The organism is Aphanothece hegewaldii CCALA 016 (genome assembly GCF_003007785.1).
GTDB lineage: Bacteria > Cyanobacteriota > Cyanobacteriia > Cyanobacteriales > Microcystaceae > Chroococcus > Chroococcus hegewaldii.
Genome location: NZ_PXOH01000065.1, coordinates 1 through 9994 on the forward strand (window position 1 = coordinate 1; position 9994 = coordinate 9994).

Below are 9994 nucleotides of genomic sequence, written 5' to 3' on the forward strand. Positions count from 1 at the left end.
ACCCAATTTTTAGCCAAATTGCTAACATCTTAGCCCAAAAACAAGACTGGGTTATTTTGTCATAGTCTAAACTCCAGTAAGGGGGGTTAGGGGGGATCAATCCTTTAATTAAGATAACAACCAAAAATCTTGACTAGGAAAGAGGATAGTCATCAATGGTTAGGGGGGAGCAATTCTTCAATTAAGATAACAACTCCTGCTAAATTAGTCAAAACCTCCGCGTTAGTGAATCTTATAACTTTTAATCCGTAACCTTCTAAAATTTCGGTTCTTTGACGATCATATTCCTGAGCATTTTCTTCGTAATGACTATCTCCATCTATTTCATTAACTAATTTTAACTTCGGGCAATAAAAATCAACAATAAAATTATCGATTGGTCGTTGTCGATAAACTCTATGTTCAAAGTTTCTTAAATAATCATGCCAAATTTTCTTCTCGGCTAAAGTCATCCTTGCTCTTAATTCTTTAGCTCTCGGAACTAAATTTTTATTGTATGGTAGATAATTCATTGTGATCCCCCCAAACCCCCTTAAAAAGGGAGACTTTTGGCTTATCTTGTAATTCTTATACCATTTTCCATTCATTCACGACATACATTGATTCCCCCAACCTTTTGGCTTATCTTGTAATTCTTACATCAACAGTATAATTGCTCAGATAAATAGATTTTCTTCCTATAATTATGCTCTTAACAAAGGATCTCTTAAAGATTCTTATGCTTGTAGTGTAGGCTATGACCTAAGAATTATTTTTAAATTCGTTGAATATGAAGAAGATCAAGCCATCCTTTTAGAATCGATTGGGACTCACGATGAAGTTTATTAAAAGCGCACTGCTTTTCAGATCCCTTGGGTATCACTACTTTCGGAAGTTGCGTTACTTTTCTCTGCGATGGATCTAGATAGTTGTTTTTACGCTTAGGCCTGAGTTTTCAATAGTTCTACGCCATATGAATTATCAATCGCACACAACCACTGTCCATCAGCCGTTTTTTTATAGACGTAAATGGCTTCTCTTTCAGTAGAAAACTCTGAATCTATCTTTTCAGGAGACACAATATAAGTCTTCGATAAAACTAATGCGATATCCCCTGCCTCAATAATAACCATGTCACCTTGTGAAACTTTAAGACTATCGTTAAAGTAATCAGAAATTCTCTGATGCGCCACTCTAATCGCTTCGCGCCCTTGTACTAGCATCCCAGGTTTAACTACTAATACGGCTTCTTCTGTATAGCAATTAGCTACAGTATCAAAATCGCGTTCATCGATCGCTCGATCAGCTTTGGCTATTTCTTGCTTTAGAACGTGGTCATCCATTATTATTTACTTCCTTCTTTTGATGCAGTTTCTATAGTTACAAAATCAATTCATACACGGATCGTCTGATAAAGGATGTAACCCAGTTTTTATCCAAAATCGTCTCGTTTCTCGAATAGAATCGTTTTCTGGATAGCGGGTATCGTTCAAATCAAGACGAATACAGGTTGCACGACCAACTGGTGTCGTTCCCTCAATCACAACGCCTTGATCTCGCCACATAAAATGATCCTTCCATGACTGTTGACGAGGATTGAAAATAGGAACGATCGCCTGAGTTTCTGGATCAACACCAGCCACAAAGTTGTAACGTCTCTCATTACAACGACGACAAGCAAGTGCTAAATTATCAATGTTGTCAGAGCCACCCAAAGATTTTGGAATAACGTGATCGAAAGTAAAGCGATTTGCGCTTAACATTTCCAGAGAATGGCAATATTCGCACACATATCGAGCGCGTTCCCGAATGGCTTGTTTGACTTCATCACTAATTGACATTTTGAGCAGCCAACATCGCATTAATATGAGTAAAAATGCGATCTAATTCTGTAATTGTCTCTAGTTCTGTGATTTCATCCGAAGTCAGCCGATCAGCCTTTTTCTTCTCTAGAAGGTTTTCCATTCTCAGTTGCAGAGACTCACTAAACTTGAATAAATTCCAATCACCAATTTTTTCAAGCTGAATCTCATGAATTAGTGACGACGGTTTATTGAGAGTTGTAACCATTTTTACTCCGATTACGTTGCCATCTATCTCGAAACTTTAAAACTTGATAACCAATAAAATTATAACTTTTTTCCCTAGCTCATAAGATGAAAGCTTTTTTTGCTGAAGAGGGCAAAAAACTCAATCTCACCAGTAACTGTCTTAGTTTGCCGATCAAGATGTACTAGATTTTTAGTCCTCGCTTCCTGAGTTTTTCACAATCAGACTGAGCTATTCATCTTTGGCGTAGGCTACTCTAAGTTTGTGGGAAATATTTAACAAATACTTTTCTGGTTTTGGCATTGGATGGCTTTTCCCTTTGGGGGTATTTTTTTCGTGTGCTTCATAGCGCGCAACTATTTTTTCCCAGTCATTGGGGAACAACTCTTAAAACTTGAGAATAAAATCCTCATCTGAATGAACGGCTTTTAAATTAGTCAGTGTCTCTAAAATCTTCTCTTCCTTTTTTACAAAAACTTGTCCTCTAGGTACTCTTGCTCTTGCCATATATTCTTTCAATCTAGTGTCTCTACTCACATAATTTTACTGCAAACCTAAAACGCTTTGATAACATTAATCACAAAAGAAGAAGCCACCTAACTATTTATTGCACCGAAACTTTCTGTCTATTCAACCTCTATCATATCAAAAAGGTTTCCCCGTGAATATTCTTAAACAACTCCAAATGACCGCTCTGAGAATGATAAGCTAACAAAGGCATGGAAGAAATTGTTTAGGATACGAACATGACTGATTCAAGAGAAACCCCTTATTTGCTACGTGCAGCAAGAGGAGAAGTTTTAGACCGTCCTCCCGTCTGGATGATGCGGCAAGCAGGACGCTATATGAAAGTATATCGAGATTTGCGCGATAAATATCCAAGTTTCCGCGATCGCTCAGAAAACGCTGATCTTGCGATTGAAATCTCTCTACAGCCTTGGCGTGCATTTCAACCCGATGGCGTGATCATGTTCTCCGATATTTTAACTCCCCTGGCAGGAATTGGTATCCCTTTTGATATTATCGAAAGCAAAGGGCCAATTATTGAACCTGCTATCCGCACTCAAGAACAAGTAGACAAGCTACACCCGCTAGAACCCGATGAGTCTTTACCGTTTATTAAAACCATCTTACAAACGCTACGTTCTGAAGTTGGTAACAAATCAACTGTTTTAGGTTTTGTTGGCGCACCTTGGACACTTGCTGCTTATGCTGTAGAAGGAAAAGGATCAAAAACCTATTCTGTGATCAAAAGCATGGCTTTTTCTGAACCTACAGTCTTACATCAGTTTTTAAGCAAACTCGCTGATATGGTAGCTACTTATGTTCGCTATCAGATCGATTGTGGAGCGCAAGTAGTACAAATGTTTGATTCTTGGGCAGGTCAAATGAGTCCCCAAGATTATGATGTATTTGCTTTACCCTATCAACAACAAGTGATACGTCAGGTTAAAGAAACCCACCCAGACACCCCATTAATTCTTTATATCAGTGGTAGTGCTGGTGTATTAGAAAGAATGGGACAATCGGGTGTAGATATGGTTAGTGTAGACTGGACTGTTGATATGGCTGAAGCTAGACAACGGTTAGGAAAACAGATGAAAGTACAAGGTAACATCGATCCAGGTGTCTTGTTTGGTTCCCATAGCTTTATCAGAGATCGTATTTTAGATACAGTTCGCAAAGCAGGAAATCAAGGTCATATCCTAAACTTAGGTCATGGTGTTTTGGTGGGAACTCCCGAAGATAACGTTAGATTTTTCTTTGAAACCGCTAAACAAGTCGATCAATTATTAGCCGTTCACGCGTAATCAATACGATATTATTTAATTGATTGTAGGGGTTTGGTTGCCAAACCATCTATTCTTTAGTATAAGATTGTAGGGGTTTGATTTCCAAACCCTTTATTTTTTGGTTTTCAAACCCTTTAATTTTTAAATTAGAATGGCATGAAACGGATTTTTGTAACGGGTGTTAGCGGTTGTATTGGTCATTATCTCGCAGACGAACTGATCCAACAAACGGATCACGAATTATTTTTTTTAGTTAGAAATCCCGATAAATTAAAATTTAATTATTCTACTCGCCCAAATATCCATATTCTAACGGGCGATCTGAAAGAAATTGAAAAATATAGCGATTTACTGAAAACGATTAATGTTGCTATCTTAGTCGCTACCAGTTGGGGAGGAAGGGAAGAAACCGAAGAAATTAATATCGTTAAAACCCTCACTTTACTAAAATTACTCGATCCTGTCGTTTGTGAACAAGTGATATATTTTTCGACTGAAAGTATACTGGATCGCAATAACCAACCTTTGAAAGAAGCGGGAGAAATTGGTACAGATTACATACGGACTAAATATATCTGTCATTCTAAATTAAATCAACTACCGATCGCTTCTAAAATTACCACGCTTTATCCGACTTTAGTTCTCGGAGGAGATGAAAAATACCCCTATTCTCATCTATATGGAGGTTTACCCGATGTACTCAAATATGCCGATCTGATTCGTTGGTTTAAAGCGGATGGTAGTTTTCATTATATCCATGCCAAAGATATTGCACAAGTCACAACCTATTTAGTCGATCATCCTTTAAAAGAAACCGATAACCGAGATTTAGTCTTAGGAAATGCACCAGTAACCGCTAATGAAGCAGTCGAAAAAATCTGTAGTTATTTAGGGAAAAGAATCTATTTTCGGTTCAATTTAACTAAGACTTTAGCAGACTTTTTTATTAAGGTGTTTTATATCAGAATGGCCGAATGGGATCTATTTTTGATGGATTATCGTCATTTTACTCATAAAAATACCGTAACACCTGCTAGTTTTGGTTTAAAGAATTATTGTTCAACTTTAGATGATGTTTTAGCTTTACGGGGAATACCTAAAAAAGTTTAAAAATTAATACCAAATCCTGTCAATAATTGGCTAGAAAGACCAAACCCCTACCCTTTCTTACATTTGCTTTTTCCTAACATACTTTTATTGATTTGTCAATATTTTACTATTAAAAAATAGTGTTATGTTGTTCTAATTTCAAATTGATTTAAGTAAGCGATCGGTTGACTCGGATCAAATTCTCTTTGATCGATAAATGAGGTTTTAGGTTCAATCCTAGCTTGTTTAGGTATTTCTATTCTTAAAATTTCGGCGGCATCTTCATATATTTTAACTGGATACATTTTATCTAAAATCTGATCAGCATCTTTCGGATATTCGGTTAGTCCAAGCTCATTCCAACGAACTAATTGAGTGAGTAACCAAACACTATGCGATCGCCAAGGATAATTGACATGATCAGGCTTTTTCAAATAATCCGTATTCTGAAAATGATACAGATTAAAATCAGGATATTTAAAAGTTTCATTCTGAAAATTTTCCCAATTTTCGGACAAATATTTATCGACTAAAGAAGTTTCAATTAACGGCTGCGGAATATTCAAATACTGGCTTTGTGATAAAATCTGAGCTATTTCTAGACGATTTTCCGACTTATCACAAAAACGGCAAGCATCAATTAAAGCAGCAACTAAAGTTCTTGCCGTATTTGGATATTTATCAATCCAACCTTGCATAGAAGCTAAAATTTTTCCTGGATGACCTCGCCAAATATCTTTGCTAATATAAGGAATAAAACCAATTTGTTGCGCTACAGTTTGTTGATTCCAAGGTTCTGCAACAGAAAAACCATCAATTGTTCCCGCTTGTAATTTATAGATTAATTGAGATGGATTAATCGAAAGCAATTTTACTTCTTTTTTGGGATCAATTCCCATCGCTCCCAACCAATAACGAAGTAAATAGGTATCCATAGAAGCAGCCGATTCAGTAGCAAAATTTAGCGGCTGTCCTGTACTTCTAGTATAGTCTCTAAAGTTATTAGAAAACTCTAAAAAATTTTGATATTCAGATGCAGGACGTAACCCACCTTTCCAAGCTTTTTTACCTAATGTAATCGCACTCCCATTCCAATTTAACATCATTAGAGAAATCATGGGGGCTTTTTCCTTGCCCAATTGTGCTAACATTGGCATAGCAAATAAGCCTTGAGCCGTATCAACCTTCCCATCTAATAATCTTTTTTCAATCTCACTCCAACTATTTTGTCGTTGTAGTCCAACTGCTAAACCGTAACGCTCAAAAATTCCTTTTTCTTTAGCAATAATAATGGGGGCTGCATCGGTACTGGGAACATAAGCTAAGGATAAACTTTTTTTCTCTAATTTACTGCTATCTAGCTTAAAATCTTCTTCTGTGTTGGTTTGTGGCAATTGAACACCCGAACAACTAGCTATAATTAAACTAGCTGAACTAAGACTCGTGTATTTAACAAACTTTCGCCTTTTCATTGAAATTTTTTCTTTTAACTCATATTTGGGGTATAGTTTATCTTAATTAGTCGTTTTATTTAAGTGCTAAGTGACGGCCATGTGACGATAATAAATGTAATCACCGCACCTAAAGTTAGAATTGTTTTTATAATATTCCCGATAAGAGATCCGACGACAATACCAATACACACTTTTAGTGAAAGTTGTAGACGTGCAGAAAGTTCGAGATCTTTTCGATAAAGAAATTCGCCGACGAATGCGCCTATAATAGGACCTAGTAAAATCCCAATTAGTGGCCCACCAAAGGGTAAAGCGGGTAATAATCCAAAAATACCTGCAAATAATCCAACAATTGAACCTATTTGACTCCAATGACTAGCCCCAATTTTTTTGACACCCCAATAAGTCGCTAATAATTCAACACCTGTACTCAGTAGTAAGACAACAAGGGTGACAACCAGAGGAATAGTAACAACCGCAAAACCTTTAACAAAACCCCAGACTAAGATTGCTCCTACAATAAAAATAGCACTGGGTAAACCAGGTAATAAAGCACCCAAAACACCCACCATCATAACGGCGATGAGTACCCAATATAATATATCGTCTCCAATACCTGTATTAACTGCGCTTAAGAACATTTTTAGACGAAAAAATCATTAACTCACTGATCCTAACAATTTTTAGTCGTCGAGAACAAGCGATCGTGTTTTTCTTAAACTGAGTGCGATATAGTTTGAGTGTCGCTTCTGTTGAGTGAAAGCTTTATGTTGATTCATATTATCGCTGACTATGGAAACAATGACCCGGCATTCGCTGAAGTGGTGCAACGTTTGTTATTTTATCTTCCCACAGCAACCCCTCATTGTCTCTCGGTTGCCCCTTTTAGTACCTTAGCAACAGGTTTTTGGGTCGGTCAACTGGGTTTAAATATGGGCCCATCAGAACGTTTAGTTTATCATAATTGCGCCCCGCGTCAAGATAATCCTGAAGGCAGAAGTAATAATGAAGGGGAGGGGTTAACCTATGCTTTGTTAGAGAATGGTACAAAAGTGGTGGGAGTTTGGGCAGGTTATAGCCTTTCTTTTATTAAACACGAAGCGATCGCTATTTATAATTTAAATGTTTCTCGTGGGGGTTCCCAGTTTCGTTCACGAGATGTTTTTCCGGCTGCTGCTGCATCGATCATCAAAGGGGATAATAGTATTATAGGTGATGCGATCGCTCTTGATCTGATTCCTGACCCGCCATGCGATCGTATTGCATGGGTGGATGGTTATGGTAATCTTAAAACGACTATTCCTGCAGACTCTATTCATTTACCCACCCAAACCAAAGTCACGGTGAGAGTCGGAGATATTGTCAGCGATGCGGTGTATTCTGATGGTAGCTTCAAAGTGCCTGAAGGTACTCTCGCTTTTGCCCCTGGAAGTTCGGGATGGAAAAAACAAGACGGAACAGAAGTTAGATGGATGGAACTCTTTTTACGTGGGGGTAGTGCATGGCGACGTTTTGGCAAACCAAAAGTTAATCAAACTGTTACTTTTTTATCTATCTAATGCGAGTTATTATTGGAGTCATGGGGCCTGGTGAAAATGCTACACCAGAAGACCTTAGAAACGCCTACGAACTGGGTCAACTCATTGCTAGGTCAAATTTGACCTTACTCACGGGTGGTCGTCCTGTGGGGGTTATGGATGCCGCTAGTCGAGGGGCGAAACAAGCTGGCGGGTTAATTATTGGTATTTTACCGAGTGGGAATAAGAATAGTGTATCCGATGCGGTAGATATTGCGATCGTCACTGATTTAGGTCAAGCTCGTAATAATATTAACGTGCTGTCTTCAGATGTGGTTATTGCTTGTGGTATGGGATTAGGAACCGTTTCCGAAGTCGCTTTAGCCCTAAAAAGCGGAAAATATGTCATTTTATTGAATAATGACCCTAAAAGCTATGAATTCTTTTACCGTTTTTCACCCGATCGCGTTTTTAGGACAAATACACCCCAAGAAACCATTCAACTAACTCATGATATTTTAGCTAGACTTTCCTTGTTCGAGACGAAATAACCAAACCATCAACGCGACAACCCCCACTTGTAAGGCAAAATTGGGTAATACACCTGCAACATCTTTACCCGCTAATAACTGGGCTAAAAATATAAATGCTCCAATTAAACCAGAAGCTCCAAAACCAATATACATAAATTGTCGCAGTCCTTTATAAGGTGCTTTCGCTTCGGCCTTCAGACGTGCGTATTTTTCGGGACTGAGTTTTTGTGGGTTAGATTTTGTCATCGGTTTTAAGTTTTAATACTATTAATCTTATTTTGTGCGATATAATTATAAATTGCCAGTGCCGATGTAGCTCAGTGGTAGAGTAGTTGATTCGTAATCAATTGGTCGTGAGTTCAAATCTCATCATCGGCTTATCATGTACCTGTTGTACAGTGACAGATTATTTGACGTTAGTGACACATTAATGTCATGAAGACTTACTAATTGTCGCTTTAAAAATTTAGTGTCGCTTAAATATTAGTGACAGATTAAGTGTCACATGAGAGTTAATTTTAACTGTTAACCCACAACCAATTGATTACGAATCCTTTCAATCCATCCTTAACTAAAACACTTTATAATCCTTGGTATACATAATTGACCTTTCAACCAATCCCAACTCGGAATGGTTGTTGAAACCAGTATATTCATTATTTCTGAGCATTTCTTTTCTACTTTCAACCCATCCCAACTCGGAATGGTTGTTGAAACAGGTTGGACAAAAATTCGCCAAATTCATAAGCCCCCTTTCAACCCATCCCAACTCGGAATGGTTGTTGAAACGCGGGTTTCCTGTCTAGTTCTTGTGCGCAAGACGCTTTCAACCCATCCCAACTCGGAATGGTTGTTGAAACATCTATTAGCTAGAAACCTTATTAACACTTAATTCTAGAAACAATTTTGACAAGTCTCTAAAATTTGGTGTTTTTCTAACACTAAGATAGGATGTAACCATTCCGCTATAAAGGTGAAAAGTAAGTCTCTGAAAGACTTTCGGTATTTTGGCAGAACTCCAAAGATCTTACTCTAGCTTTGTCCCGTCAAAAATAAAAAAAGGATGGATTCCTCCTTGCTCGGAGGTGATTGAGTGACCACCACAGAGGTACGTCCACACCCCTATTGCTGGGAGCGCACCGACCTCGTAGAATTGAAGTAACACTTAACCCCAATTTACGAGTTAATCATCTCTACAGCTTTCGCTATAAAAATCAGCATCAGGGCGGGTAGCCACTAGGGTCAGAAAGCACACCTATCGGCAGATAGGTAAACTAACCCAGATTTGGCATAGCACAGAGGTTCAAAAGAACATAAACTACGGCGCGATTAGTGTTAATACTAACGTATTTAATTTTCAAGGTGCAAGTGTGAAATCTTAAGCACTCAAACGAGAATGATAGACGGAGAGAGCTAACGCTTTTGCTTGTTCCTGTGAACTTCCTTGCGTTAATTGTTTTCCTTCCTCGACTACGATGTTTAGCTTAGAAGCTTGAGATGTAATAAGTAGCTATGTAAAATTAATTGTATATTTTTCTCCAAAATATTTGAGAATGTTTTCCACAGCTTCCACTAAAGTT

At 37.8% G+C, this 9994-nt stretch carries 11 protein-coding genes, 1 tRNA gene and 1 pseudogene; 6 read left to right on the forward strand and 7 right to left on the reverse strand.

What is annotated here, in order from left to right; genetic code table 11:
- Positions 1 to 152: 152 nt before the first annotated feature.
- Positions 153 to 512, reverse strand: coding sequence for an endonuclease domain-containing protein (locus C7H19_RS24350; protein WP_106459501.1), 360 nt, complete (start codon positions 510 to 512; stop codon positions 153 to 155).
- A gap of 184 nt (positions 513 to 696) precedes the next feature.
- On the opposite strand from C7H19_RS24350, the pseudogene C7H19_RS27130 reads away from it, so the two are divergent.
- A pseudogene (locus C7H19_RS27130) lies at positions 697 to 828 on the forward strand (type II toxin-antitoxin system RelE/ParE family toxin); the annotation flags it as partial.
- Between the two features lie 92 nt (positions 829 to 920).
- Here the strand turns inward: C7H19_RS27130 and C7H19_RS24360 are convergent.
- The 3 genes from C7H19_RS24360 to C7H19_RS24370 are packed head-to-tail and all read right to left on the reverse strand — an operon-like array spanning position 921 to position 2049.
- A complete protein-coding gene (locus C7H19_RS24360) occupies positions 921 to 1322 on the reverse strand; it encodes a YybH family protein (RefSeq protein ID WP_106459502.1) in 402 nt (133 codons plus the stop codon).
- A 45-nt stretch (positions 1323 to 1367) separates the two neighbouring features.
- Positions 1368 to 1820: an HNH endonuclease gene (locus tag C7H19_RS24365; RefSeq protein ID WP_106459503.1), complete on the reverse strand. Its 453-nt coding sequence runs from the start codon at positions 1818 to 1820 to the stop codon at positions 1368 to 1370.
- On the reverse strand, positions 1810 to 2049 hold the full coding sequence (locus C7H19_RS24370; protein ID WP_106459504.1) for a hypothetical protein: 240 nt from the start codon (positions 2047 to 2049) through the stop codon (positions 1810 to 1812). The genes C7H19_RS24365 and C7H19_RS24370 overlap by 11 nt, the downstream gene beginning before the upstream one ends.
- 725 nt (positions 2050 to 2774) lie before the next feature.
- Here C7H19_RS24370 and hemE point away from each other — a divergent pair.
- Positions 2775 to 3839 (forward strand): uroporphyrinogen decarboxylase, encoded by a 1065-nt coding sequence (gene hemE / locus C7H19_RS24380; RefSeq protein WP_106459505.1) that lies wholly within the window; start codon positions 2775 to 2777, stop codon positions 3837 to 3839.
- A 138-nt stretch (positions 3840 to 3977) separates the two neighbouring features.
- Positions 3978 to 4931: an NAD-dependent epimerase/dehydratase family protein gene (locus C7H19_RS24385; RefSeq protein WP_106459506.1), complete on the forward strand. Its 954-nt coding sequence runs from the start codon at positions 3978 to 3980 to the stop codon at positions 4929 to 4931.
- Positions 4932 to 5053: 122 nt separating this feature from the next.
- Here C7H19_RS24385 and C7H19_RS24390 read toward each other — a convergent pair whose 3' ends face one another.
- Together C7H19_RS24390 and C7H19_RS24395 are read right to left on the reverse strand one after the other, a co-directional pair.
- Complete coding sequence (locus C7H19_RS24390) at positions 5054 to 6382, reverse strand: CmpA/NrtA family ABC transporter substrate-binding protein (RefSeq protein WP_106459507.1); 1329 nt, start codon at positions 6380 to 6382, stop codon at positions 5054 to 5056.
- 59 nt (positions 6383 to 6441) lie between these two features.
- A complete protein-coding gene (locus tag C7H19_RS24395) occupies positions 6442 to 7005 on the reverse strand; it encodes a DUF456 domain-containing protein (RefSeq protein WP_425428933.1) in 564 nt (187 codons plus the stop codon).
- Positions 7006 to 7131: 126 nt separating this feature from the next.
- Here C7H19_RS24395 and C7H19_RS24400 point away from each other — a divergent pair, with 126 nt between their 5' ends.
- Both C7H19_RS24400 and C7H19_RS24405 read left to right on the forward strand, forming a co-directional pair.
- On the forward strand, positions 7132 to 7923 hold the full coding sequence (locus C7H19_RS24400; RefSeq protein ID WP_106459508.1) for an SAM hydrolase/SAM-dependent halogenase family protein: 792 nt from the start codon (positions 7132 to 7134) through the stop codon (positions 7921 to 7923).
- On the forward strand, positions 7923 to 8432 hold the full coding sequence (locus C7H19_RS24405; RefSeq protein ID WP_106459509.1) for a TIGR00725 family protein: 510 nt from the start codon (positions 7923 to 7925) through the stop codon (positions 8430 to 8432). Before C7H19_RS24400 ends, C7H19_RS24405 begins: the two co-directional genes overlap by 1 nt.
- Here the strand turns inward: C7H19_RS24405 and C7H19_RS24410 are convergent.
- A complete protein-coding gene (locus tag C7H19_RS24410; protein ID WP_106459510.1) occupies positions 8400 to 8660 on the reverse strand; it encodes a DUF3493 domain-containing protein in 261 nt (86 codons plus the stop codon). The two genes, C7H19_RS24405 and C7H19_RS24410, sit on opposite strands and share 33 nt — an antisense overlap.
- 60 nt (positions 8661 to 8720) lie before the next feature.
- Here C7H19_RS24410 and C7H19_RS24415 point away from each other — a divergent pair.
- A tRNA-Thr gene (locus C7H19_RS24415) sits at positions 8721 to 8792 on the forward strand.
- The last annotated feature ends 1202 nt before the right edge of the window (positions 8793 to 9994 follow it).